Origin of the sequence: Streptomyces sp. NPDC059373 (assembly GCF_042751495.1) — a bacterium.
In the GTDB taxonomy this organism is placed as follows: domain Bacteria; phylum Actinomycetota; class Actinomycetes; order Streptomycetales; family Streptomycetaceae; genus Actinacidiphila.
The window spans coordinates 83,806-107,736 of sequence record NZ_JBHYXC010000021.1; the positions used below are offsets into that span (position 1 = coordinate 83,806).

General features: G+C 71.3%; 25 protein-coding genes. 9 read left to right on the forward strand and 16 right to left on the reverse strand.

The genetic code is table 11. The features are described 5' to 3' along the window. Window positions 1-31: 31 nt before the first annotated feature. The 3 genes from dapF to miaA form a co-directional block, all read right to left on the reverse strand. A complete protein-coding gene (gene dapF, locus ACFXJ5_RS25610; RefSeq protein WP_384635430.1) occupies window positions 32-940 on the reverse strand; it encodes a diaminopimelate epimerase in 909 nt (302 codons plus the stop codon). A gap of 20 nt (window positions 941-960) precedes the next feature. Then, complete coding sequence (locus ACFXJ5_RS25615; protein ID WP_384635538.1) at window positions 961-1,488, reverse strand: hypothetical protein; 528 nt, start codon at window positions 1,486-1,488, stop codon at window positions 961-963. A 104-nt stretch (window positions 1,489-1,592) separates the two neighbouring features. Then, window positions 1,593-2,522, reverse strand: coding sequence for a tRNA (adenosine(37)-N6)-dimethylallyltransferase MiaA (gene miaA / locus ACFXJ5_RS25620; RefSeq protein ID WP_384635433.1), 930 nt, complete (start codon window positions 2,520-2,522; stop codon window positions 1,593-1,595). Window positions 2,523-2,622: 100 nt separating this feature from the next. Between miaA and ACFXJ5_RS25625 the strand changes: the two genes are divergently transcribed. Continuing rightward, window positions 2,623-2,871 carry an antitoxin gene (locus ACFXJ5_RS25625; protein ID WP_384635436.1) on the forward strand — a complete coding sequence of 83 codons (249 nt, stop codon included), beginning with the start codon at window positions 2,623-2,625 and terminating at the stop codon, window positions 2,869-2,871. A 27-nt stretch (window positions 2,872-2,898) separates the two neighbouring features. On the opposite strand, the gene ACFXJ5_RS25630 is transcribed toward ACFXJ5_RS25625, so the two are convergent. The 3 genes from ACFXJ5_RS25630 to miaB form a co-directional block, all read right to left on the reverse strand. Beyond that, window positions 2,899-3,594, reverse strand: coding sequence for a hypothetical protein (locus tag ACFXJ5_RS25630; protein WP_384635439.1), 696 nt, complete (start codon window positions 3,592-3,594; stop codon window positions 2,899-2,901). A gap of 19 nt (window positions 3,595-3,613) precedes the next feature. Beyond that, a complete protein-coding gene (locus tag ACFXJ5_RS25635; protein ID WP_384635442.1) occupies window positions 3,614-3,913 on the reverse strand; it encodes a hypothetical protein in 300 nt (99 codons plus the stop codon). Between the two features lie 75 nt (window positions 3,914-3,988). Continuing rightward, a complete protein-coding gene (miaB, locus tag ACFXJ5_RS25640) occupies window positions 3,989-5,473 on the reverse strand; it encodes a tRNA (N6-isopentenyl adenosine(37)-C2)-methylthiotransferase MiaB (protein WP_384635445.1) in 1,485 nt (494 codons plus the stop codon). Window positions 5,474-5,553: 80 nt separating this feature from the next. Between miaB and ACFXJ5_RS25645 the strand changes: the two genes are divergently transcribed. Both ACFXJ5_RS25645 and ACFXJ5_RS25650 read left to right on the forward strand, forming a co-directional pair. Next, entirely contained in the window at window positions 5,554-6,531 is a 978-nt protein-coding gene (locus ACFXJ5_RS25645) for a TAXI family TRAP transporter solute-binding subunit (RefSeq protein ID WP_384635447.1), read from the forward strand. Window positions 6,532-6,656: 125 nt separating this feature from the next. Then, window positions 6,657-8,492, forward strand: a complete 1,836-nt coding sequence (locus ACFXJ5_RS25650; RefSeq protein ID WP_384635449.1) for a bifunctional serine/threonine-protein kinase/glutamate ABC transporter substrate-binding protein — start codon at window positions 6,657-6,659, stop codon at window positions 8,490-8,492. 21 nt (window positions 8,493-8,513) lie between these two features. Here the strand turns inward: ACFXJ5_RS25650 and ACFXJ5_RS25655 are convergent, their stop codons facing one another. After that, window positions 8,514-9,902 carry an ATP-binding protein gene (locus tag ACFXJ5_RS25655; RefSeq protein ID WP_384635451.1) on the reverse strand — a complete coding sequence of 463 codons (1,389 nt, stop codon included), beginning with the start codon at window positions 9,900-9,902 and terminating at the stop codon, window positions 8,514-8,516. A gap of 10 nt (window positions 9,903-9,912) precedes the next feature. Then, the gene (locus tag ACFXJ5_RS25660; protein ID WP_384635454.1) at window positions 9,913-10,629 is read right to left on the reverse strand and encodes a response regulator transcription factor; all 717 of its coding nucleotides are present in this window, start codon (window positions 10,627-10,629) and stop codon (window positions 9,913-9,915) included. A gap of 264 nt (window positions 10,630-10,893) precedes the next feature. Between ACFXJ5_RS25660 and ACFXJ5_RS25665 the strand changes: the two genes are divergently transcribed. From ACFXJ5_RS25665 to ACFXJ5_RS25685, 5 genes are all read left to right on the forward strand, one after another. Continuing rightward, window positions 10,894-11,646, forward strand: a complete 753-nt coding sequence (locus ACFXJ5_RS25665) for an amino acid ABC transporter ATP-binding protein (RefSeq protein WP_384635457.1) — start codon at window positions 10,894-10,896, stop codon at window positions 11,644-11,646. Window positions 11,647-11,698: 52 nt separating this feature from the next. Next, window positions 11,699-12,622, forward strand: a complete 924-nt coding sequence (locus tag ACFXJ5_RS25670) for a glutamate ABC transporter substrate-binding protein (protein ID WP_384635460.1) — start codon at window positions 11,699-11,701, stop codon at window positions 12,620-12,622. 94 nt (window positions 12,623-12,716) lie between these two features. After that, window positions 12,717-13,364 carry an amino acid ABC transporter permease gene (locus ACFXJ5_RS25675; RefSeq protein WP_384635463.1) on the forward strand — a complete coding sequence of 216 codons (648 nt, stop codon included), beginning with the start codon at window positions 12,717-12,719 and terminating at the stop codon, window positions 13,362-13,364. Next, window positions 13,361-14,209 (forward strand): amino acid ABC transporter permease, encoded by an 849-nt coding sequence (locus tag ACFXJ5_RS25680; RefSeq protein ID WP_384635466.1) that lies wholly within the window; start codon window positions 13,361-13,363, stop codon window positions 14,207-14,209. Before ACFXJ5_RS25675 ends, ACFXJ5_RS25680 begins: the two co-directional genes overlap by 4 nt. Window positions 14,210-14,324: 115 nt before the next feature. After that, window positions 14,325-16,046, forward strand: coding sequence for an FAD-dependent monooxygenase (locus tag ACFXJ5_RS25685; protein ID WP_384635468.1), 1,722 nt, complete (start codon window positions 14,325-14,327; stop codon window positions 16,044-16,046). On the opposite strand, the gene rny is transcribed toward ACFXJ5_RS25685, so the two are convergent. The 5 genes from rny to ACFXJ5_RS25710 form a co-directional block, all read right to left on the reverse strand. Further along, a complete protein-coding gene (rny, locus tag ACFXJ5_RS25690; RefSeq protein ID WP_384635472.1) occupies window positions 16,027-17,514 on the reverse strand; it encodes a ribonuclease Y in 1,488 nt (495 codons plus the stop codon). The genes ACFXJ5_RS25685 and rny overlap by 20 nt on opposite strands. A gap of 159 nt (window positions 17,515-17,673) precedes the next feature. Continuing rightward, entirely contained in the window at window positions 17,674-18,258 is a 585-nt protein-coding gene (gene recX, locus ACFXJ5_RS25695) for a recombination regulator RecX (protein WP_384635475.1), read from the reverse strand. A 4-nt stretch (window positions 18,259-18,262) separates the two neighbouring features. Then, complete coding sequence (gene recA, locus ACFXJ5_RS25700) at window positions 18,263-19,393, reverse strand: recombinase RecA (RefSeq protein WP_384635478.1); 1,131 nt, start codon at window positions 19,391-19,393, stop codon at window positions 18,263-18,265. Window positions 19,394-19,534: 141 nt separating this feature from the next. After that, window positions 19,535-20,737, reverse strand: a complete 1,203-nt coding sequence (locus tag ACFXJ5_RS25705) for an AI-2E family transporter (protein ID WP_384635480.1) — start codon at window positions 20,735-20,737, stop codon at window positions 19,535-19,537. Between the two features lie 21 nt (window positions 20,738-20,758). After that, entirely contained in the window at window positions 20,759-20,953 is a 195-nt protein-coding gene (locus ACFXJ5_RS25710; protein WP_384635484.1) for a DUF3046 domain-containing protein, read from the reverse strand. A 100-nt stretch (window positions 20,954-21,053) separates the two neighbouring features. On the opposite strand from ACFXJ5_RS25710, the gene ACFXJ5_RS25715 reads away from it, so the two are divergent. After that, window positions 21,054-21,953 carry a hypothetical protein gene (locus ACFXJ5_RS25715; protein WP_384635487.1) on the forward strand — a complete coding sequence of 300 codons (900 nt, stop codon included), beginning with the start codon at window positions 21,054-21,056 and terminating at the stop codon, window positions 21,951-21,953. 28 nt (window positions 21,954-21,981) lie between these two features. On the opposite strand, the gene ACFXJ5_RS25720 is transcribed toward ACFXJ5_RS25715, so the two are convergent. Genes ACFXJ5_RS25720 through ACFXJ5_RS25730 form a run of 3 tightly spaced genes read right to left on the reverse strand, consistent with a single transcriptional unit; the run spans window position 21,982 to window position 23,868 of the window. Then, window positions 21,982-22,293, reverse strand: coding sequence for an AzlD domain-containing protein (locus ACFXJ5_RS25720; protein ID WP_384635490.1), 312 nt, complete (start codon window positions 22,291-22,293; stop codon window positions 21,982-21,984). After that, window positions 22,290-23,009: an AzlC family ABC transporter permease gene (locus tag ACFXJ5_RS25725; RefSeq protein WP_384635492.1), complete on the reverse strand. Its 720-nt coding sequence runs from the start codon at window positions 23,007-23,009 to the stop codon at window positions 22,290-22,292. The genes ACFXJ5_RS25720 and ACFXJ5_RS25725 overlap by 4 nt, the downstream gene beginning before the upstream one ends. Window positions 23,010-23,019: 10 nt before the next feature. Continuing rightward, window positions 23,020-23,868 (reverse strand): AraC family ligand binding domain-containing protein, encoded by an 849-nt coding sequence (locus ACFXJ5_RS25730; protein ID WP_384635495.1) that lies wholly within the window; start codon window positions 23,866-23,868, stop codon window positions 23,020-23,022. Window positions 23,869-23,931 lie beyond the last annotated feature (63 nt).

Sequence of the window (23,931 nt, forward strand, 5' to 3'; positions counted from 1 at the left end):
GCGTGCGGTTTGAGTGGCGCGTTTTGCGGGTTTACGTGCTTGCGTCCCCGGCCGGGGTATCGCTCCCGGCACCGAGCCAGGCGGGGTCGATCACGCCCTCGGCCACGATCACCGCGGGCCCTGTCATCTCCACCGTGCCGTCGACCCGTTCGGTGATCACCAGCCGCCCGCCCGGCAGATCCACCGTGTACGTCACCGGACGTCCCGTCACCGCCGGGTCCGCGCCGTCCCTGCGCGCGGCCGCCACCATCACGGCGCAGGCACCGGTGCCGCACGAACGGGTCTCGCCGGAGCCGCGCTCATGGACCCGCATCGCCACATGGCGCGGGCCGCGGTCGACCACGAACTCCACGTTGACGCCTGCCGGATAGGCCTCCGCCGGGACCGCGGCGGGGGCGGTGAAGAGGTCGCCGGCCTCGGCGAGGTCAGCGACGAAGGCCACGGCGTGCGGATTGCCCATGTTGACGTTCTGGGCGGGCCAGTTGTGGTCGCCGACGCTGACCGTCACGTCGCCCTGCGGGAGCAGCGCGCTGCCCATCTCGACGGTGATGTCACCGTCTCCGCCCTTGGCGATGTGCACCCGGCGGACCCCGGCGCGGGTGGCGATCGCGAGGTCCCCGGCCTCGGCGAGCCCGGCCCGCTGCAGATAGCGGGCGAAGACCCGGACGCCGTTGCCGCACATCTCGGCGATGCTGCCGTCGCCGTTGCGGTAGTCCATGAACCACTCGGCCTCGTCGGCCATCCCCGCCGCCTCCGGGTGCGCCGCCGACCGTACGACCCGCAGCACCCCGTCAGCGCCGATCCCGGCCCGCCGGTCGCACAGCCGCGCCGCGGCCTCCGGGGACAGCTCGATCCGCCCGTCCGGGTCGGGGACGATCACGAAGTCGTTCTCGGTGCCGTGGCCCTTGAGGAAAGGCAGGCCCTGCGCTGCGGTGGTCACGATCCGATCGTACGCGGCCGTCAGCGCAGCCGGGCGACCCGCCAGAAGGCCAGGACGGCGAGCAGAACGGTGATCGCGGCGTAGAGCACGACGAAGCGCCAGTCGGGGCGGCTTCCTGAGCCTCGGGCGGGAAGCCCGGGCCAGGTGTGGCCGACGCGGCGGGCGGCCATGATGCCCCAGCCGGCGGCGCAGCAGCAGAGCAGGAGGCCGAGCATGGCGACGACGGCGCCGCTGTCGCCGAACTCGAAGGCGAGCGGGAAGGCGAACATCAGCGAGCCGACGGTGGCGAGCGCGATGATCGGGGTGAGCTGCCAGATCCTCAGGCGGCGCTGGGGGCGCAGTTCGCGGAAGGACTCCTCGCCCTCGGCGGCGCCGTCCGATCCGTCCGGCTCCTCGTCGAGAGGGACGTCGAGAGCCCCGCCGAGGGGTCCGTCAAGTGGTCCCTCGAGCTGCTCGTCCAGAGGCCCGTCGACGACCAGCTCCGGCACATCGCCGGAAGTCCCGTGCCCGTGGTCCGGTTGCGGTCTGTCGCGAGGGCCGGCCTCCATCGCCACGCGCCCTCCAAACGTCCGACACCGTAGCCCGATGCTCGATGATGGCACGGGCACGGAGGCGTCAAGTGCCGCTGGAGCGTCCCGATGCCATCACGTGATCAGGCTGTGACCGCGTGGCCGAGCAACGCCAGCGCCTGTTCCGTCAGTTCCGTGCCGCGCGCCGAGAGCCAGTGCACCCGCTGGTCACGGCGGAACCACGAATCCTGACGGCGCGCGAAGCGCTTGGTGGCGCGTACGGTCTCGGCGCGCGCCTCGGCGTCGGTGCACTCCCCCGCGAGTGCGGCCAGTACCTGTTGGTACCCCAGGGCGCGGGAGGCCGTCCTGCCGTCCCGCAGACCGGTCTTCTCCAGGGCCTCGACCTCGCCGACGAGCCCGGCGTCCCACATCCGGTCGACACGGAGCGTGATGCGCTCGTCGAGCTCGGGGCGGGGGACGTCGACGCCGATCTGGACGGTGTCGTACACGGCCTCGTGGCCCGGCAGGTTGGCCGTGAAGGGGCGCCCGGTGATCTCGACGACCTCCAGGGCACGGACGATCCGGCGGCCGTTGCTGGGCAGGATCGCGCGCGCCGCCTCCGGGTCCACGGCGGCCAGCCGGGCGTGCAGCGGACCGGTGCCGTCCGCCGCGAGTTCGGCTTCGAGGCGGGCGCGTACGTCCGGGTCGGTGCCGGGGAATTCCAGGGCGTCGATGGCGGCCCGTACGTACAGGCCCGAGCCGCCGACCAGGACGGGGGTGCGGCCGGCCGCGCGCAGCCGGTCGATCTCGGCGCGGGCGAGGCGCTGGTACTCGGCGACGCTGGCCGCCTCGGTGACGTCCCAGATGTCGAGGAGGTGGTGCGGGACGCCCCGCCGTTCATCGGTGGTCAGTTTGGCGGTGCCGATGTCCATGCCGCGGTACAACTGCATGGAATCGGCGTTGACCACTTCGCCGTTCAGGGCCTGGGCGAGGGCCACTCCCAGGTCGGACTTGCCGGCCGCGGTGGGACCGACGACGGCGATCACGCGGGGTGCGTCGTTGTTCACGCGCACAGTCTCCCAAACCGCGAGGGCGGACTTCCTCGCGTGCAGGTAGGGTCTTGGCGTATATGGGCTGTTTGTGACGTTTTTCCACTGGAAGGAGCGGTGATCGATGAGTCTGAAGGACACCCTCAAGGCGAAGGCCGGGCAGGTGAGGACCAAGGCGGGCGACTTCGCCGTCCAGCACGGGGACAAGATCGAGTCCCGGCTGGAAAAGGCCGCGCACAAGGTGGACGAGCGGACCAAGGGCAAGTACGCCGGAAAGCTCGGATCCGGCGTCGGCAAGGCGAAGGACGCGCTGGAGCACCTCAAGCACCAGGGCGAGGGCCCCACCCCCGGCGCAGGCCAGGGCCGGGACTAGGGGCTACGGCTACGGCTACGGCTACGGCTAGGACCAGGCAGCCACGAAGTACCCCACCCCGTACGGCGCCTCGTCGTACAGCAGCTCGCCCCCCACGTCCGCGCCCTCGGCGGCACCCGCGAGGACCTGCCAGGGGGCGCGGCCGGACGCCTTCAGCGCGGCGGACAGCTCCGCGTCCAGCGCGGCCAGCGCGGCGGTGTCGGCGCCGCCCAGCGCAGCCGCGACGGCGGCGTCGTACGCCTCCGCCCGCTCGTCCAAATACCCGGGGGCCTTGACCGTCCGGCAGGCGCTCCCGTCGCCCATCACCAGCAGCGCCACCCGCTCCGCGAGGTCCGCCAGACCCCGGCCGAGGCCCACCATCCGCTCGGCAGGCGCGTCCGCGGGCACGGCCGCCGCGTGCAGCGGTGCGGCGATGGTCGTACGCTCCAGCAGCCACGCCGCGACCGTCAGGGAGGGCGCCAGCGGCACCGCGTCCTCGCCCGTGCCGAGCCGCAGGGTGCGGTCCACGCCGTAGGGCCGCAGCGACCCCTCGCCGCCGCCCTCCCAGACGTGGCCGCGCTCGCCCGCGCCGACCACCACCAGCAGGTCGGGTCGGGAGGCCGCGAGCACCCCGATGGCGTCCGCGCACGCCGTGCGCAGCGGGTCCAGCTCGGGAGCGGCGCCGGCGGCCACCTCGGGCACCAGCAGCGGTGGGCAGGGGCAGACAGCAGCGGCGACCAGCATGATCGGAACCCTACCCGGCTCAGGATCCGTCGGGGACGCGGTCCTTCGGGCCGCTGAAGCGGGCCGCCACGGAGGGATCCTTGCTGTCCCGGACCATCTCGGCCATGGAGAAGCGGCAGTGATAGGTCGTGGTCATGCCCTCGTTGGCCTGCAGGAAGCCGTCCCCCGTGCGGTAGAGCCGACTGCGCCGAACGCTGAACGGCTTCGCCGGCTTGAACCGCAGCGCGCGGTTCTCCAGCTCGCGCAGCGCGTCCTCACGGGTGCCGTCGACATGCCCGAGCAGCTCGACCTCCCAGCGCATGCTGTCCCCACTGCCCACGCTCTCCTCGACAAAGAGCCCCCACCAAGCCACGTGCTCCCCCTGCCCCTCAATCCCGGTCCAGCACAGAAACGATCAGTCGCAGCCGCAGCCGGGAGCCGCCGCGGGCGCGGGCGCCGGGGCGCCGATCGTCGGCAGGCCCAGCATCACCCCGGCCGGCTTGGCCGCCGGGGCCGCGTTGCGCAGCTCCCAGGCGTCGCCCGCCCGCGTACGCCGTACGGCCGGCGCGGGCTTCTCGGCGAGGAGGTGGTGCGGGGCGGCGTAGGTGATCCCGACGGTGACGACGTCGCCGGGGCGGACGGCCTCCGCGGGCTTCTCGAAGTGGACGAGCCGGTTGTCCGGGGCCCGTCCCGAGAGTCGGTGGGTGGCGTCGTCCTTGCGCCCCTCGCCCTCGGCGACCAGGATCTCGAGGGTTCGCCCGACCTGCTTCTTGTTCTCCTCCCAGGAGATCTCCTCCTGGAGGGCGACAAGGCGCATGTAGCGCTCCTGCACGACCGCCTTGGGGATCTGCCCGTCCATGTCGGCCGCCGGGGTGCCGGGCCGCTTGGAGTACTGGAAGGTGAAAGCCTGCGCGAAGCGCGCCTCGCGCACGACGTGCATGGTCTGCTCGAAGTCCTCCTCGGTCTCGCCGGGGAAGCCCACGATGATGTCGGTGGAGATGGCGGCGTCGGGCATGGCCGCGCGCACCTTCTCGATGATGCCCAGGTAGCGGTCCTGCCGGTACGAGCGGCGCATCGCCTTGAGCACGGTGTCCGAGCCGGACTGCAGCGGCATGTGCAGCTGGTGCATCACGTTCGGTGTCTCGGCCATGGCCGCGATCACGTCGTCCGTGAAGTCCCGCGGGTGGGGCGAGGTGAAGCGGACCCGCTCCAGGCCCTCGATCCGCCCGCAGGCGCGCAGCAGCTTGCTGAAGGCCTCGCGGTCGCCGATCTCGGAGCCGTACGCGTTGACGTTCTGCCCGAGGAGGGTGATCTCGGAGACGCCCTCGGCGACCAGCGCCTCGACCTCGGCCAGGATGTCGCCGGGCCGGCGGTCCTTCTCCTTGCCGCGCAGCGCCGGGACGATGCAGAAGGTGCAGGTGTTGTTGCAGCCGACCGAGATCGAGACCCAGGCGGCGTACGCGGACTCACGCCGGGTCGGCAGCGTGGAGGGGAAGGCCTCCAGCGACTCGGCGATCTCGACCTGCGCCTCTTCGGCGATACGGGCCCGCTCCAGCAGCACCGGCAGCTTCCCGATGTTGTGCGTGCCGAAGACCACGTCGACCCATGGCGCCCGCTTGACGATGGTGTCGCGGTCCTTCTGGGCGAGGCAGCCGCCGACGGCGATCTGCATGCCGGGCCGCTCCGCCTTCTTGGGCGCCAGCTGTCCGAGGTTGCCGTAGAGCCGGTTGTCGGCGTTCTCCCGCACCGCGCAGGTGTTGAAGACGACGACATCCGCCCCGTCGGCCTCCTTGGGCGCGCGGACGTAGCCGGCGTCCTCCAGCAGGCCTGACAGCCGCTCGGAGTCGTGGACGTTCATCTGGCACCCGTAGGTGCGGACCTCGTAAGTACGCGCGCTCATATCAATCAACCAGAGTACGTGGTCCCCGAGCGGTCGATCGCCCTTTCGCCCGCCTGCGGTGCCTGGCAGGATCCCCAGGCATGAAGATCCCCCACGTCGGCAGGCGCCGCGCCGTGCAGGCGGCATTCGCGGTGGCGGCTGCGCTCGCACTGCTGCTGTGGTGGCTGCTGCCGGCGCGCGGGCCGTCGTACCCGCAGGGCACGGTGACCTTCTCGACGGGTGTGCGCAACGGGGTCTACGACACGTACGGGAAGCTGCTGCGCAAGGACCTGGACACGGATCTGCCGGGGGTGCGGGTGGATCTGCTGCCGTCGCAGGGCTCGGTGGACAACGTGAAGCGGGTCGCGACGGGCAAGGCCGACTTCGCGATCGCGGCGGCGGACGCGGTGGCGGACTACGACGGGGCCGGGAAGTCGCGGCTGCGCGCGTGTGCGCGGCTGTACGACGACTACATGCAGCTGGTGGTCCCCGCGGACTCGTCGATCGATTCGGTGGCGGACCTGCGCGGGAAGCGCGTGGGGATAGGGCAGAAGAACTCCGGGGTCAACCTCATCACCGGGCGGCTGCTGCGGGCGGCCGGGCTGGACGAGGCGAAGGACCTGACGGCGAAGACGGCGGGGATCGACGAGTCGCCGGGGCTGCTGCGGGCCGGGAAGCTCGACGCCTTCTTCTGGTCGGGCGGGCTGCCGACGCAGGCCGTGACGGATCTGGCGAAGACGATGGACGTCAAGCTCGTGCAGCTCGGCGATCTGGTCGGCAAGCTGCACACGCTCTACCCGAACTTCTACCGCCAGGCGGTGATGCCGGCCGACGCGTACCCGGACATCCAGGGCGGCAAGGCCGTGAAGACCCTGGCGGTGGCCAACCTTCTGGTGACGACCGACCGGGCGGACGCGGGGCTGGTGGAGCGGGTCACCCGCACGGTGATCGACAGCAGGGACAGCATCGGCGCCCGCGTGCACGCCGCGCAGCTGGTGGATCTGCGGACGGCGGTGTTCACGGATCCGCTGGAACTGCACGAAGGCGCCCTGCGCTATTACCGATCGGTTAAACCGTAAGGAATCGGCGGTCCGGTACGGGCGTTGCGCCCCGACATGTGATCATCACCCACCCCGGGGCCGATGTTCTTCGGGGCCGAGGCCCCCTAACCTGTTGCCGACCACGTACCAATGGGGGCACACGCATGAGTTCTGGGGGAATGCCGCACACCCTCATCGATGGGCGCTACGAGTTGCAGCGCCAGCTCGGCCGCGGCGGTATGGGCGTGGTGTGGGAGGCGTACGACAACCGGCTGAGCCGGCAGGTCGCGGTGAAGGAGCTGCTGTTCCGCGGCGCCCTGGACCCGGACACGCAGGCGCAGTGGGTGGAGCGCGCGCGGCGCGAGGCACAGGCCATCGCGCGGATCGGGCATGAGCATGTGGTCGCGGTCCATGACGTGATCGAGGCCGAGGGCCAGGTCTGGATCGTGATGGAACAGGTCAACCCGCATTCGCTGGCTGACCAGTTGCGCGAGCAGGGGCGGCTGCCGGCGCTGCACGCGGCCCGGATCGGGCTCGAAGTGCTGCGCGGGCTGCGGGCGGTGCACGCCGCGGGGGTGCTGCACCGGGACGTGAAGCCGCACAACATCCTGTTCCGGCGGGACGGCCGGGCGGTGCTGATGGACTTCGGGATCGCGACCTTCGAGGGCGCGGCCCAGGTGACCCGGCTGCACGAGACGGTGGGCACCCCGCAGTATCTGGCCCCCGAGCTCTCGGAGCCAGCCTCTCGGACCCCGCGTGAGGCGACGCCGGCGGCGGATCTGTGGTCGCTGGGTGTAACCCTGTACGAGACCGTCGAGGGCCGCGCGCCCTTCCGGGGACCGACACCGTACGAGGTGCTGGAGGCGGTACGCACCACCGAGCCGCCGCCGATGGAGCACGCCGGGCCGCTGCGTCCGCTGATCGAGGGGCTGCTGGTCAAGGAGCCGACGGCGCGGCTGACCGCGGAGCGCGCCGAGCAGCTGCTGCAGCACGTGGCGCAGGAGACCCCGCATCCGCTGGCGGGCTATCCGACCGGCTACGACCCCCAGGCCACCCAGGTCACCTCGCCGCCCCTGCGGCCGGACCCGACGCCCGATCCCCCGCACCCCCCGAGGCCCCCGTGGTCGCGGCGGCGCTGGGTAGCGGCCACGGCCGGCGCCGTGGGGCTCGCGGTGCTGGCGTCCGCAGGCTGGTTCGCGGTGGACCGGCTGCGCGCGCCGGACGGTACGTCGCTGTCCAGCTCGGCGACGTACCGGGCGGCCAAGCAGCGCGGCTACCTGGTCATCGGCGTCAAGAGCGACCAGCCCGGCCTCAGCGAGCGCTCGACCACCGCCAAGGGCGGCTACGAAGGCTTCGACATCGACCTGGCCTGGGCCATCGCCAAGAAGCTCGGATTCAGCACGGTGCACTTCCGGGTCGTCGACACACAGAGCCGCGAATACCGGCTCAGCTCCGGGCAGGTCGACCTGATAGTGGCCAGCTACTCCATCACCAAGCAGCGCAAGGAGTCGGTCGATTTCGCCGGTCCCTACTACACCGCCGGGCAGGATTTCCTCATCCGGGCCGACGAGAAGGGTGTGGACGGGACGCAGGATCTGTACGGCCACGACGTCTGTACGGTGACCGACTCCACGCCCGCCGAGCGGCTGCGTACGCAGTACCCGCAGATAAGGACCGAACTGCGGCCCTCCTACGGCCAGTGCGTGGCTCAGCTGCTGGAGGGGAAGGTCGACGCGGTCTCAACGGACGACATCATCCTGGCTGGCTACCGGGCCCAGCATCCGAAGCAGCTGAAGCTGCTGGGTGTCCCCTTCGGCGAGGAGGAGTACGGGGTCGGGCTTTACAAGGGCGACGCCGCGCTGAAGAGCGCCGTCTGCGACGCCATAAGGGGCGAGATCTCCTCGGGTCGCTGGAAGACGTCCTACGCCAAGCATCTGAAGCCGCTGACGGACAAGGAACTGAACGACCAGCGACCGCCCGACCTGACGGAGTGCGGCTAACGCCTGTCGCCGGACACGCCCCTAGGGCGCCGTGCGCGGCACGGTGAGCGTCACGCGCAGGCCGTGCGGGTCGTTGGGCGCGTAAGAGAGCGAGCCGCCGCCCTGGGCGAGCAGGACGCGGGCGATGGACAGGCCGAGGCCGGAGCCGTCGATGTTCTGGTGGCGGGGGGAGCGCCAGAAGCGGTCGCCGATGCGGGCGATCTCGTCGTCGGTGAGGCCGGGGCCGCCGTCGGTGACGGTCACGGCGACACTTTCGCCACGGACTTCGGTTGAAACGTAGACGGAGTCTCCCTGAGCGGTGAATTTCAGGGCGTTGTCGACAATGGCGTCCAGTGCGCTGGACAGGGCGACCGGGTCCGCCCAGCCGGTCGCGGCGGCCACGCCCGTGTAGTCCAGCTCCACTCCCTCCCGGATGGCGACCGGCAGCCAGGCCTCGACCCGCTCGGCGGCGAGGGCGGCGATGTCGGTGAGGGCCAGGTCGGCCTCGGCGTGCTCGGCGAGGGCCAGGCCGAGGAGGTCGTCGAGGACGGAGGCGAGGCGCTTGCCCTCCTCGCGGACCTTGCCGACCTCCTCGTGGCCGGTGGGGAGTTCGAGGCCGAGCAGCTCGATCCGCAGCAGCAGGGCGGAGAGCGGGTTGCGCAGCTGGTGGGAAGCGTCGGCGACGAAGGCGCGCTGCTGGTCGAGGACTTCCTCGACGTTGTCGGCCATCTCGTTGAAGGAGCGGGCGAGGCGGCGCAGCTCGGGAGGCCCGCCGGCCGCCGCGACCCGGGACTTCATCCGCCCGGTGGCGATGTCGTGGGTGACCCGGTCCAGGATCCGCACCGGCCGCAGCACCCAGCCGGCCAGCCGGAAGGCGGCCATGACGGCGACCACCATGGCGGCGAGTTCGCCGGCGGCGAGCAGCAGCCAGTCGCGCAGGATGCGGGAACGCAGGGCGCCGGTGGGCGAGTCGGTGAGGACGACGGCGATCACATCCCCGTCGCGTACGACGGGCGAGGCGACGGCTAGGGTGCGGCGCTGCCAGGGCCAGACCTGCGGGGGGTCGTGGCTGCGGCGGCTGGCGAGCGCCTCGGTGTAGGCGGTGTAGGCCTCACCCTTCGCCGGGACCTGCCACTTCTCGGGTGCGGCGGCCATCGCGGGCAGGTCGCGCTTGCGGTAGAAGACGCCGACCCGGATCCCGTAGACCTCCTGGTAGCGGCTCAGTTCGGACTGCAGGGTGCCGCGCCGCTCGCTGTCGGCGGTGCCGGTCACGTACTGGGCGAGCGCGGCGAAGCGGGTGGTGTCGTCGATCCGGTCGACGACGACGCGCTGCTGCTGGGCGGCGGCCAGGCTCGCGGCGAGCGGGAAGCCGAGGGCGAGCAGGACTCCGGCCATCAGGACGATGAGCAGCGGGAGCAGGCGTGAGCGCAAGGCGGCGACCCTAGACCGGGACGACGAGGCGGTAGCCGACCCCGCGCACGGTCTCGATCAGGGCGGGCAGCCGCAGCTTGGAGCGCAGGGACGCGACGTGCACCTCCAGGGTGCGGCCGGTCCCCTCCCAGCTGGTCCGCCAGACCTCGCTGATGATCTGCTCGCGGCGGAAGACCACGCCGGGCCGCTGGGCGAGCAGCGCGAGGAGGTCGAATTCCTTGCGGGTGAGCGCGATGTCCTCGCCCTCCACGGTGACCCTGCGGGTCGGCAGCTCCACGGAGACCGGTCCGAGCCGCAGCGCGCCGGGCTGCGGCCGCAGTACGGGGTCCTGGGCGGCCGGGAGCGCCTCGGCGGCCTCCTGCGCGTGGCGGCGGGCGACGGCGTGGATGCGGGCCAGCAGCTCCCCGGTGTCGTACGGCTTGACCACGTAGTCGTCGGCGCCGAGATTGAGACCATGGATCCGGGATCGTACGTCGGCCCGGGCGGTCACCATGATCACGGGGATGGCAGCCCGGCGGCGTATGCGGCTGCACACCTCGAAGCCGTCCTGGTCGGGCAGGCCGAGGTCGAGCAGCACGACGTCGTAGGCGGGCCCGGGGTCGGGCAGCAGGGCACGGAGCGCCTCCTCGCCGTTGCGGGCATGGGTCACCGACAGGCCGTGCTTACGGAGCACGGCCGACAGCGCGGCGGCAACCCGTTCGTCGTCCTCCACCAGCAGCAGTCGCATCGGATCTCCCTCCCTTCACACTCCCGCAATGATGCCCTTACCAGGAATACAGGCGGATGATCATCATGTGCGTCAAGGGCCGTCCACGCCGTTCGGGTGACTGTTACGCAGCCGGTACGCGGCGCGGAAACCCGTTCACCCAGCGTGCCGGTGCGTGATCGGATCGTAACCCTCAAGTTCCGCTCAGATGTGATGACCGGGCGTGGCGATCATCCATAGGGTCGTCCCAACCGCCCTGAGCCGATGAGGATGGAGCGCCCACCGATGACCGAAGTCTCGGCGACCGACCTGGTCGTCCTGGAGGACGTCAACAAGCACTTCGGTGCTCTGCACGTGCTTCAGGACATCGACCTGACCATCGCCCGCGGCGAGGTCGTTGTCGTCATCGGGCCCTCCGGGTCCGGCAAGTCCACACTGTGCCGGGCGATCAACCGCCTGGAGACGATCGACTCGGGCCGCATCACCATCGACGGCAAGCCACTCCCCGCCGAGGGCAAGGAGCTGGCGCGGCTGCGCGCCGACGTCGGCATGGTGTTCCAGTCGTTCAACCTCTTCGCGCACCGGACCGTGCTGGAGAACGTCACGCTCGGGCAGATCAAGGTGCGTAAGACGGACAAGAAGGCCGCCGAGGCACAGGCCCGCACCCTGCTGGACCGGGTGGGCGTGGGCAACCAGGCGGACAAGTTCCCGGCGCAGTTGTCCGGCGGCCAGCAGCAGCGTGTGGCGATCGCGCGGGCATTGGCGATGGATCCGAAGGTGATGCTCTTCGACGAGCCCACGTCCGCACTCGACCCTGAGATGATCAACGAGGTGCTGGAGGTCATGCAGCAGCTCGCCAGGGACGGTATGACGATGATCGTGGTCACCCACGAGATGGGCTTCGCCCGGTCCGCTGCCAACCGCGTGGTGTTCATGGCGGACGGCCGGATCGTCGAGCAGGCGACCCCGGACCAGTTCTTCAGCAACCCCCGGAGCGACCGGGCCAAGGACTTTCTGTCGAAGATCCTCCACCACTGAGATGATCTTGACGACTGACCTTGACGACGACCTGACAACAAAGGGACTTCCCATGAATCTCCGCAAGACCGCCGCCGCCGCGTTCGCCGTCGTGGCCCTCACCGCGTCCGCCACGGCCTGCGGCAAGTCCGGCTCCCCTTCCGGCTCCACCACCCCGTCGGCCGGCGGTTCCAGCGCAGCCGCCGCCCTGCCGACGTACACGGTCAAGACCGGCGTGAAGCTGAGCGGTTCGAAGACCTGGGACCGGATCGAGAAGAACGGCAAGATCACCATCGGTGTGAAGGCCGACCAGCCGAACCTGGGCTTCCAGGACCAGGCGACCAAGAAGTACTCCGGCTTCGACATCGAGATCGCGAAGATGGTCGCCGCGGACCTCGGTTTCGGCGAGGACAAGATCACCTTCAAGACGATCCAGTCGGCCAACCGTGAGACCGCGATCGCCGGCGGCCAGGTGGACTACTACGTCGGTACGTACACCATCAACCCCGAGCGCAAGAAGCTGGTCTCCTTCGCCGGCCCGTACTTCGTCGCCGGCCAGGACCTGCTGGTGAAGAAGGGCAGCTCCATCAAGAGCAAGGACGACCTCAAGGGCAAGACGGTCTGCTCGGCGACCGGCTCGACCTCCCTGGAGCGCATCAAGAACGGCCCCTACGGCGCCAAGACGGTCGCGTACGACGCCTACTCGCTGTGCGTCGACAACCTGCTCTCCGGCCAGGTCGACGCGGTGACCACAGACGACGCGATCCTCAAGGGCTTCGCCGCGCAGTACCCGGACCAGATCCAGGTGCTCGGCAAGCCGTTCTCCGAGGAGCCGTACGGCGTGGGCCTGCTGAAGGGCGACACCGCCTTCCAGGACGCCGTCACCGCGGCCCTGAAGAACCACGAGGACAACGGCGACTGGCAGAAGGCGTACGACGCCACGCTCGGCAAGTCCGGCGTGACCGCCACGATCCCCCCGCTCGACTCCTCGTCCTGACCGGCTCCTGACCGGCCTCTCCCGGCCCGGCTCCGACCGTGACTGATGCGCCGGCGGCTTCCCGGCCGCCGGCGCATCGTCATTTGGAGAATCGATGAACGTACTGCTGGACAACTTCGCGCTGTTTCGCGAGGGGTTCCTCGGCACGGTCGAGCTGACCGCGCTCAGCGGGGCGATCGCCCTGGTGCTCGGGGTGGTCATAGCCGCCTTCAGGGTCTCCCCCGTGCCGCCGCTGCGCTACTTCGGCGCCGCCTGGGTCACCTTGCTGCGCAACACTCCCCTGACCCTGCTGTTCTTCATCGCCGTGCTGGTGCTGCCCCGCCTGGGCATGAACACCTGGAGCTTCTTCCAGCTCGCGATCCTCGCGCTGAGCTGCTACACCTCGGCGTTCATCTGCGAGGCGGTCCGCTCCGGCATCAACACCGTGGCTCTCGGACAGGCCGAGGCGGCCCGCAGCCTCGGGATGACCTTTACGCAGACCCTGCGGCTGATCATCCTGCCGCAGGCCACCCGGACCGTACTGCCGCCGATCGGCAGCCTGTTGATCGCGCTCGCCAAGAACTCGGCGATCGCCGGCGGCTTCAGCGTCTTCGAGCTGTTCAGCGTGCAGAAGACCCTCAGCGAGCAGGGATACAACATCTTCCTGCTCTTCCTCTGGGTGGCGATCGCCTACCTGATCATCACCTTGTTCATCAGCGCGGTGTTCCGCTTCCTCGAGACCAGGCTGGCGGTGGCCCGATGAGCGCAAACGTCCTGTTCGACGCCCCGGGCCCCAAGGCCCGTACCCGCAACAACATCATCGGCGCGGTGGCCTCCCTGGCCATCCTCGCCCTGCTGTACTTCGTCTACCGGCAGCTGGACGCCAAGGGGCAGTTCGCGGGCTACCTCTGGCAGCCGTTCCAGTACAGCGAGATCCAGCAGCGCATCGGCGAGGGCATCGTCGCGACCCTCAAGGCCTTCGCTCTCGCCTCGGTTCTCTCGCTCCTCCTCGGCGCCCTGCTGGCTTCGGGCCGGCTCTCCGATCACGCGCCGGTGCGGTGGGTGGCCTCGGCCGTCGTCGAGTTCTTCCGCGCCATGCCGCTGCTGATCATGATTTTCGCCCTCTACGTCGGGGTGTTCACCTCGACGCCGCTGTGGGCCCTGGTCATCGGTCTGACCCTGTACAACGGCTCGGTCCAGGCCGAGATCTTCCGGGCCGGTATCAACGCCGTGCCCAAGGGCCAGAGCGAGGCCGCGTACGCGGTCGGCCTGCGCAAGACGCAGGTCATGGTCTTCGTGCTGATCCCGCAGGCGGTCCGGGCGATGCTGCCGTCGATCATCAGCCAGCTCGTGGTCACGCTCAAGGACACGTCACTGGGCTTCATCATCACCTACGAGGAGCTGCTCTACAACGGCCGGCTCATCGCCGCGACGAGCCAGGGCTTCCCGTACGTCCCGCTGGTGATGATCATCGCGCCGATCTACATCCTGATGTGCCTCGCCCTCAGCTCGCTCGCCAACTGGATCGAGCGACGCGGCCGCCGCAGCCCCAAGGGCGCGCCTCCGGCGGCGCCCGAGGCCAAGGCCGTGGAGGCCGCCGCGGAGTGACGGCGGATCAGTCCGCACGCCCGCGCACCGCGCCGACCAGCGGACGTCACTTGACGCACGCACCCGCAGTGGGTTGCATACGCAATGTGACTGCACAACTTCCGGGGACCGCGCTGTGGACCCGGTGATCATCGCGGGGGCGGGTCCGGTGGGACTCGCCCTCGCGCTTGGCTTGGCCCGGCACGGCGTGCCGAGCATCGTGCTGGACGAGAACGACGGGCAGGTGCTTCCCGGGGCCGAGCGGACGGCTGTACTGGGGCCGGTGACGGCCGGGCTGGTGGCCCGGCTGGGCTACCCGGGGGTCTACGGGGACGGGACGGCCTGGACGGCGTGGCGGACCATGCGGCGCCGGCAGGAGGCCGTACGGGTCGAATTCGGCGCCGGCTCCGAGGCACCGACGCACATCTCGCAGGCCCGGCTGGAGCGCGGGCTGCGGGCCGCGGCGGCGGCCGAGGACCTGGTACGGATCGTGCCGAAGGCGCGGCTGGACACCCTGGAGCAGGACGGCTCCGGAGTGACCGTGCACACGCGGGGCGCGGATGCCACGTGGTGGCGCGGGAGTTATCTGGTCGGCTGCGACGGACCGCGCTCGACCGTACGGAAGCTGCTGGGGGTGCGCTTCCCCGGGCGTACGGCGGTGGACCGGTACGCGGTGGCGGCGCTGCGGGTCGAACTGCCGTGGCCGGACGAGGCGTTGCTGCACCGCGATCCCCCGGGTGCCGGGCTGGGGCCCGAGGTGACGGCGCGTCCGCTGCCGGACGGCGTGTGGCGGCTGGACTGGCTGCTGCCGGCCAAGGGCGGCCCACTGACCTCGGACGACCTGGTGGCCCGGATCCGCGGCACGCTGGCGGCCTGGAGCGGCTCCGGCGCTGTGCCGCCGTACGAGCTGCTCGGCTCGGCGGAGCATCCGGTGCACCAGCGGCTGGCGCGGCGCTGGCGGGCGGGCCGGGTGTTCCTGGCCGGGGACGCCGCGCATCTGGTGGGCGCGCTGGGTGCGCAGGGCCTGGAGGAGGGCCTGCGGGACGCCGGCAACCTCGCCTGGAAGCTGTCGCTGGCCTGGCACTACGGCGCCTCCGACACCCTGCTCGACAGCTACCAGGCCGAGCGGCGCGGGGCGGTGGGTGCCCGGCTGCGGGCCACCGACCAGGTGCTGCCGCTGCTGCGGGCGGAGGGGGTCTGGCACTCACTGCGGCGTTCGATGCTGTCGGGGCTGTCGGGATCCGGCCGCCGGTACGCCCAACTGCTGACCGACGGCCACCTGGGGCGCGGACCGCTGGGGGCGCCGCCGGTGTACGCGCGGTCGCCGCTGGCGCTGCCGGCGCCGCGCGGGGGGTCGTCGGCGGTGTCCCCGCTGGTGGCCTCGTGCGCCACGCCGCCGGGCGCGGCGGTCACGGACGTCGAGGTGACCGCCCTGGACGGCTCCCGGGCGTGGCTCTACGACCGGCTCGGATACAACCTGCTGGTGGTGCTGATCGCGCCCGGCACGGGGGTGTGGGAGAGCCGGCACTGGTTGACGGCGGGGCTGATGCCGCGCCTGGCCAAGGCGGTCGCGGCGCTGCCCACCCGCGCGGAACTGCTGGTCGCGGAGGCCTATCCGGGGTCGACGGCGCACAGCGTGCTGCTGATCCGCCCCGACGGTCACCTGGTCACGGTGATGACGGGCTGCCGCCCGGCCGAGCTCTACTCGTACGCCGATCTGGCGCGCGGCGGACCGCCGTTGCCGGATGCCGGGGACGGGCCGACGGAGCCGGCGAAGCCGGCCGATGGGCCCTCGGAGCCCACCGAGCCCTCCGAGCCCTCGGAACCTTCCGAGCCGGTCAGCGGGCGAACTCGGTAGCCCGGGACTCCCGGACGACCGTGATCCGGATCTGCCCGGGGTAGGTCAGCTCCTCCTCGACCTGCTTGGCCACGTCGCGGGCGATGACCTGCGCCTGGATGTCGTCCACGTCTTCCGGGCGCACCATGACCCGGATCTCGCGGCCGGCCTGCATCGCGAAGACCTTGGCGACCCCGGCGTGGGCGGCGGCGATCTGCTCGAGCCGCTTGAGCCTGCGGACGTACGACTCCAGGGACTCGCGGCGGGCACCGGGCCGGCCGCCGGAGACGGCGTCGGCGGCCTGGGTGAGGACGGCCTCGACGGTGCGCGGGTCGACCTCGTTGTGGTGGGCCTCGATGGCGTGCACCACGTCCTCGCTCTCACCGTGCCGCCGGGCGAGGTCGGCGCCGATGAGGGCGTGGCTGCCCTCCACCTCGTGGGTGAGGGCCTTGCCGATGTCGTGCAGCAGGGTGCCGCGCTTGACGGGGGTGGGCTCGACGCCCAGCTCGGCGGCCATCATGCCGGCGATATGCGCGGACTCCAGCAGATGGCCGAGCACGTTCTGCCCGTAGGAGGTGCGGTAGCGCAACCGGCCGAGCAGGGCGACCAGTTCGGGGTGCATGTCGGTGATGCCGGTGTCGGTGAGGGCGTCCTCGCCGTGCCGTACGCAGAGCTGGTCGACCTCGGCGACGCTGCGCTCGTAGACCTCCTCGATGCGGTGCGGGTGGATCCGGCCGTCGGCGACCAGGGCGTCCAGGGTCAGCCGGGCGACCTCGCGGCGCACCGGGTCGAAGCAGGACAGCAGCACCGCTTCCGGGGTGTCGTCGATGATGAGGTTGACGCCGGTGACGGATTCGAAGGCCCGGATGTTGCGGCCTTCGCGGCCGATGATGCGGCCCTTCATGTCGTCACTGGGCAGGTGCAGGACGGAGACCACGGACTCGGCGGTCTGCTCGCCGGCCACCCGCTGGATGGCGGTGGAGACGATGCGGCGGGCTCGCTCCTCGCCCCGCTCGCGGGCGGCCCGCTCGATGTCCCTGACGATGACGGCCGCTTCGCGCTTGGCCTGCTGCTCCACGGAGCGGACGAGGTCGGTGCGGGCCTCGACGGCGGTGTAGGAGGCGACCCGCTCCAGGATGTCGCGCCGCTCGTCCTCCAGCCGGATCGCCTCGGCCCGCCGGCGCTCCAGGGCCTCGCGCTCCTCGGCCAACTCCCGTCGGCGGAGGTGCAGATGCTCGGACTCGGCGTCGATCCGGGCCTCGCGGTCGGCGAGCCGTTGCTCACGTCGCTCCAGGTCGGACCGGATCTCCCGCACTTCGTCCTTGGCCGTGGCCCGGATCTCCCTGGCCTCACGTTCGGCGGCGGTCCTCAGCTGCTCGCGCTCATTGCGCAGCCTGTGCAGCAGCACACCTGCGGTTACCGCCACGGCGACCGTGATGACCACGGACACGAGGGAGAGCAAGGATCCGGTCCCCAGCGCGATGCCCATGGCACCAACTCCCGTGTCTCTGAGGACGCTTCCCCTCACCCGTTGTGAGGCTAGGTCGACTCACAGACACGGTCAAGGAAGCGGTCACCGCGCGGTCCGGTGACGCTCACTCGGGGACGTATTCGATGACTCACCCGACCTGCTCCCCAACGAAATGGCCTACTCCCCCAGGAAGTGCTCCAGGACCTCCGGATCCTCGCCCTCCTCCTCCAGGGCCCGGCGGACCACCCGGAGCGCGACCCCCTCCGAGTAGCCCTTGCGGGCCAGCATCCCGGCGAGGCGACGGATACGCCGGTCGCGCTCCAGCCCACGGCTCGAGGCGAGCTTGCGGTCCACCAGGGCGCGGGCGGCCCGCTCCTCCTGCTCCGGGTCGAGCTGCTCGACGGCGCGGCCGATCAGCTCGGCGTCCACCCCCCGGGTGCGCAGTTCCTGGGCGAGCGCCCGCCGGGCGAGCCCCCTCCCCCGGTGCCGGGACTCCACCCAGGCGTTGGCGAAGGCCTCGTCGTCGATGAGCCCCACGTCCTGGAACCGCTCCAGCACATGCTCGGCCACCTCCTCCGGGATCTCCCGGCGGCGCATGGCGTCGGCGAGCTGCTTACGGGTCCGGGGCGTCCCGGTGAGCAGGCGCAGGCACAGCGCCCGCGCCCGCTCCTCGGGGTCGGCCGGTTCTTCGGGCGGCGGCTCCTTCTCGGCCCTCGACGAGGAAGAGCCGCCGCGGTCGGTGTATCGGCGTCCGCGTGCCACCGGCTCAGGCCTTGGCTGCGGTCGCCTTGGTCGCCTTCACTGCCTTGGCAGGTGCCGGGACCGTCTCGGACGCGGCCTTGGCGGGAACGGCCGAGGTGACGGCGTCCGCGCCGGGCTGCTCGCCCAGGGCCTCCGGCCTGACGCCGATGCCCAGCTTCTCCTTGATCTTCTTCTCGATCTCGTCGGAGAGGTCGGGGTTGTCCTTCAGGAAGTTGCGCGCGTTTTCCTTGCCCTGGCCGAGCTGGTCGCCCTCGTACGTGTACCAGGCGCCGGCCTTGCGGACGAAGCCGTGCTCGACACCCATGTCGATCAGGCCGCCCTCCTTGCTGATGCCGTGGCCGTAGAGGATGTCGAACTCGGCCTGCTTGAAGGGGGGTGCGACCTTGTTCTTGACGACCTTGACGCGGGTGCGGTTGCCAACCGCGTCGGTGCCGTCCTTGAGGGTCTCGATCCGGCGGATGTCGAGCCGGACGGAGGCGTAGAACTTCAGCGCGCGGCCACCGGTCGTGGTCTCCGGCGAGCCGAACATCACGCCGATCTTCTCGCGGAGCTGGTTGATGAAGATCGCCGTGGTCTTGGACTGGTTGAGCGCGCTGGTGATCTTGCGCAGCGCCTGGCTCATCAGGCGGGCCTGCAGACCCACATGCGAGTCGCCCATCTCACCCTCGATCTCGGCCCGCGGCACGAGGGCCGCCACGGAGTCGATGACGATGAGGTCGAGCGCGCCGGAGCGGACCAGCATGTCCACGATCTCGAGCGCCTGCTCGCCGTTGTCCGGCTGGGAGAGCAGCAGGGCGTCGGTGTCGACGCCGAGCTTCTTGGCGTACTCGGGGTCGAGGGCGTGCTCGGCGTCCACGAAGGCCACCTGGCCGCCGGCCTTCTGCGCGTTCGCCACCGCGTGCAGGGTCAGGGTCGTCTTGCCGGAGGACTCCGGACCGAAGACCTCCACCACCCGGCCGCGCGGCAGGCCGCCGACGCCGAGGGCGACGTCCAGGGCGGTCGACCCGGTGGGGATGACCTCGATGGGCTCGTTCGGGCGCTCGCCGAGGCGCATGACGGCGCCCTTGCCGAACTGCCGTTCAATCTGTGCGAGCGCGGCGTCCAACGCCTTCTCGCGGTCGTTTCCTGCTGCCATGGGTTCCACCCGGGATGTCTGAGTCGATCGCTTCACGTCCATGACGCTACTGCCTGCCACTGACAATGCGCCCTGACGTCGCTCCGGGCTGTGGATAACCTGCCCGCACACATCCATGAGAATGGATGTTCGAATTTTGTGTCAACCTCGCCGCGCCCAGCGCCGGAGCCTCGCCACCAGGGAGGCCCCCCGCCGCCGCTGCGGCCCGTGGGCGCGCGGATCGGTCACGTCGTACCGCTTCACATACGCGCCCAGGAAGCCCTGCAGCGTCGCCGTGGCCGGGATCGAGACCAGCGCGCCGACCGCCCCCAGCAGCGCGGTGCCCGCGACGACGGACCCGAAGGCGACAGCGGGGTGGATGTCGACGGTCTTGGCGGTGATCCGCGGCTGGAGCACGTAGTTCTCGAACTGCTGGTAGATCACCACGAAGCCCAGCACCCACACCGCGTCCCACGGGTCCTCGGTGAACGCGATCAGCATCGGCAGCGCACCCGCCAGATACGTGCCGACCGTCGGCACGAACTGCGAGATCACCCCCACCCACACCGCCAGCGCCGGCGCGTACGGCACGGCCAGCACCTGGAACAGCACATAGTGCGCGACCGCCGAGATCAGCGCCATCAGCGCCCGCGAGTACAGATAGCCGCCGGTCTTGGCCACCGCGATCTCCCACGCCCGCAGCACCTCGGCCTGGCGCGCCGGCGGCAGTACGGAGCACAGCGTGCGCCGCAGCCGGGGGCCGTCGGCGGCGAAGTAGAAGCTGAACAGGGCGATGGTCAACGCCTGGAAGACACCGCCCAGGACGGCACCGGACAGCCCCCACACGTTGCTGGCCTGTTTCTGCACGTAATTGCGCAGCCAGTCCGAGTGCAGGACGTTGTCCTGCAGCTTGCCCACCGACAGGTTGGTGCCGAAGGTCTGGTTCAGCCAGACCACGACATCTTCGACGTAGTTGGGCAGATTCCGGCCGATCATGGTCACCTGGTCGACCAGCAGCGAACCCAGCAACACCACGAACAGCCCGCCGGCCGCCAGCACTCCGATGAAGACCAGCCCGGTGGCGATCCCCCGGCGCACCCCCCGGGCCGCCATCCAGTCCACTGCCGGCTCGATGGCCAACGCACCGAAGAAGGCGATCAGGATGTTCACCAGCAGCCCGATGACCTGGTGGAACGCCCAGTTCGCCAACTGGAAGGCACCGAACAGCGCGAGTGCCAGCACCATGGCCCGCGGCAACCACGTCGGCATCCGCCCACCCGCCACCGTTGCCTCTGACGACGCCTGCTCGGGCGGTTCCTCCGCGTCGCCGCCGTCGTTCCCCGTGTTCCCTACGTTTGCTGACACAGCCCAAGTCTCGCCTATGGATCAGCGTTTCGAAGCGGGCACGTCAACAGCCGCACACACCGCACGCCAGACGTCCTTCGCCTCCCAGCCGTCCTCCAGCGCCTGGACCACGGTCCTCCCGCCCAGTTCGGACATCACATGATCGCGGGCGAACGAGTCGGCGTACGTATCGCCGAAGTGAGCGCGCATCCGCTCCCAGAAGACCGTCAACTTCATGCACCCCAGTATCCCGTCCTGGGGGGCGCATGGTCGCACGGCCGGGTGCTGAGGCGTCATTGCCGTAGGCAGGGCGGGCGGCGCGTCCTAGGGTGCGCACATGCCAGCTACCCCGCTAGCGCGCGCCGAGTACTTTGTGTGGCTCACTGCCCGCGTGCTTGAGCAGCGCAGGTTCGCCTACCACTTCCTGCAGGGCTCGCCGGACGCGGTGGAGACCGCGCTCGGCGCGTACCGCAATGACGACGGCGGATACGGCCACGCCCTCGAGCCGGATCTGCGGGGGCCGGTGAGCCAACCCCTGCACACGGCGTTCGCGCTGCGCGTGCTCGACGAGATCGGGCGCTGCGGCGGACAGCGCGCGGAACGCGTGTGCCAGTACCTCACGGAGGTCTCCACACCCGAGGGCTCGCTGCCGGCGGTCCATCCGTCGCTGCGCGGGTATCCGGCGGCGCCGTGGATCCCGGTGACGGATGATCCGCCGGGGGATCTGCTCGCCACCGGGCCGGTGGTCGGGTTGCTGCACCGCAACGAGGTGTGGCACGCCTGGCTGTTCCGGGCCACGGACTTCTGCTGGGAGGTGGCCGAGTCCCTCGAGAAGACCCATCCTTACGAGGCCATGGCCGCCCTCGCGTTCCTCGACTCGGCGCCGGACCGGGCGCGGGCGCGGGCCGCCGCGGACCGCCTGGGGCGGCTGGTCCGGGAGCAGCGGCTCGTCGTTCTCGACCCGGCCCGTGCCGACGACCGTGCGGTGCCGCCGGGTTATGCGCCGGGCGAGCACCACTTCGCGTACGACTTCGCACGCGCACCGGAGTCCCTGGGCCGGCGGTGGTTCTCGGAGGCGGAGCTCGAACGGTCCCTGGACTTCCTGGCGGCGGAGCAGGGGGAGGACGGTGGCTGGCCGATCCGATGGCGGGAGTGGGCGCCGGGCACCCGGCTGGAGTCCCGGCCGATCGTGACGATCGAGGCGCTGCGGACGCTGCGCGCGTACGGCCGTCTCTAGGGGCCAGGCCGTACGCGCCAGTCCGCCGTCAGCCCGCCAGGGCCCGTACGACGGCCGTCACCAACACCGCCGCCCCGACCACCACCAGGAAGGGGGCGCGCAGCAGCAGGGCGACGGCCGCCGCTGCCAGGCCCGCGCTTCGGGCGTCCAGGACCAGGGTGCGGTCGCCGGTGCCGAAGGTCTGGATGGCGGTGAGCGCGGCCAGCAGGGCGATGGGGAGGAGGGCAGCGAGCCGACGGACGACCGGTCGCTCCAGGAAGCCGGCGGGGACGGAGAGGCCGAGCAGCTTCATGGCGTAGCAGCCGAAGGCGGTGATGCCGATGGCGATCCAGGTGCTCATCGCTGCACCCGCTTGCGACGGGTGACGGCCAGGACGACCGGCGCGGCCAGCGCCGCGACGAGGACCGGCACGCCGGACGGCAGCAGCGGCAGGCAGACCAGCCCAAGCAGAACCGCGAGCCCCGCCACCGCCCGTTCGTCGCGACCGCGCAGCATGGGGGCGAGCAGCGCCAGGAAGACGGCGGGCCCGGCCGCGTCCAGACCCCAGGCGGCGGGGTCGCCCAGCGCGGCGGCGCCGAGGGCTCCGAGCAGGGTGGTGAGGTTCCACAGCACGTACAGGCTTACGCCGGTGACGGTGAAGCCCAGACGCGCGCTGCGCCGGTCGGGCTGGGCCAGGGTGACGGCCGAGGTCTCGTCGATCACCCACTGCGCCGCCAGGGGCCGCACGGCGCGCGGCAGCCGGAGCAGCTCCGACAGGCGCAGCCCGTAGAAGGCGTTGCGTACGCCCAGGAAGAACGCCCCGGCCGCCGCCGCGAACGGGCTGCCGCCCGCCCCCAGTGCGCCCACCAGGGCGAACTGCGAGGCTCCGGTGAAGACGAGCAGGCTCAGCGCGCAGCTCTGCGCCACGCTGAGCCCCGCTCCGGCCGAGGTCACCCCGAAGGCGAAGCCGGACAGCCCGACGGCGATCCCGACGCCGAGCGCGTCCCGGATCACGGCGGAGCGGGGCTTGGGGGTGGATGGGTGCTGCTGATCGGTCTCTATGGGTGTTGCGGTCACACAGCAGACCCTAAGGAAGGCCGAGCTCCCGGTCTTGTACGTTTTTGCGCTCCCGCTGGTAGGCGCCGGGCGGGACGCCGACGATGCGCGTGAAGTGCCGGTTCAGGTGCGGCTGGTCGCTGAAGCCCACGGCTGTGGCCGCCTCGGCGGGCGGTATGCCGGCCTCCAGCATCCGGCGCGCCGCCCGGACCCGCTCACCGGTCAGCCAGGCGTGCGGCGGCAGCCCGTATGCCTGCCGGAAGGCCCGCAGCAGCGCGAAGGGGCTGGTGCCCACCTCGGCGGCCAGCTCGTCCAGGGAGGGCGGCCCGGCGAGCCGGCCGGCGAGCAGGTCCCGGGCGTGGCGGACGGCGAGGGTGCCCGCGGCGGCCGGGCGCCGGGACGCGGGCGCGGCTCCCCAGCGGCGCAGCAGCCGGGCGGCGGCGAGGCGCAGGGTGGAATCGGCGGCGAGCGCGTTGTCGTACTCGGCCGCGCGGTGCACGTCGGCGATGAGGCGGGCCGCCTCGGGATCGTCGACCAGTGAGGCGGTGAAGGACGGCGTGCCCCGGATCGCGGAGATCTCCCGCGCGACCTCGGCGATCACGTCGACCGTCGGGTACAGCACGTCGTAGCTCCAGCCCTCGCCGGTCCCGGCGTGCGCGGTGTGCGGGGTCTCCGGGTCGATCAGCACCACGCTGCCGGCCCCGGCCCGCTGCACGCCCTGCGGCAGGCCCACCACCTCGATGCCCCGGGTCACGGCGGCGATCACGTAGCCGTCGTGGGCATGGCGCGGGAAGGTGTGCCGGATGTAGTGGGCGCGCAGCAGATCCACGCCGGGCATGCCCGGGTGCTGCCAGTGGCGTGCGCGCTCCTGTGGTGCCATGGGTCCATTGTGGGCCGCCTCTCGGGACCGCCGGAACCGGATTGTCAGTGGGTCGAGGCAGGA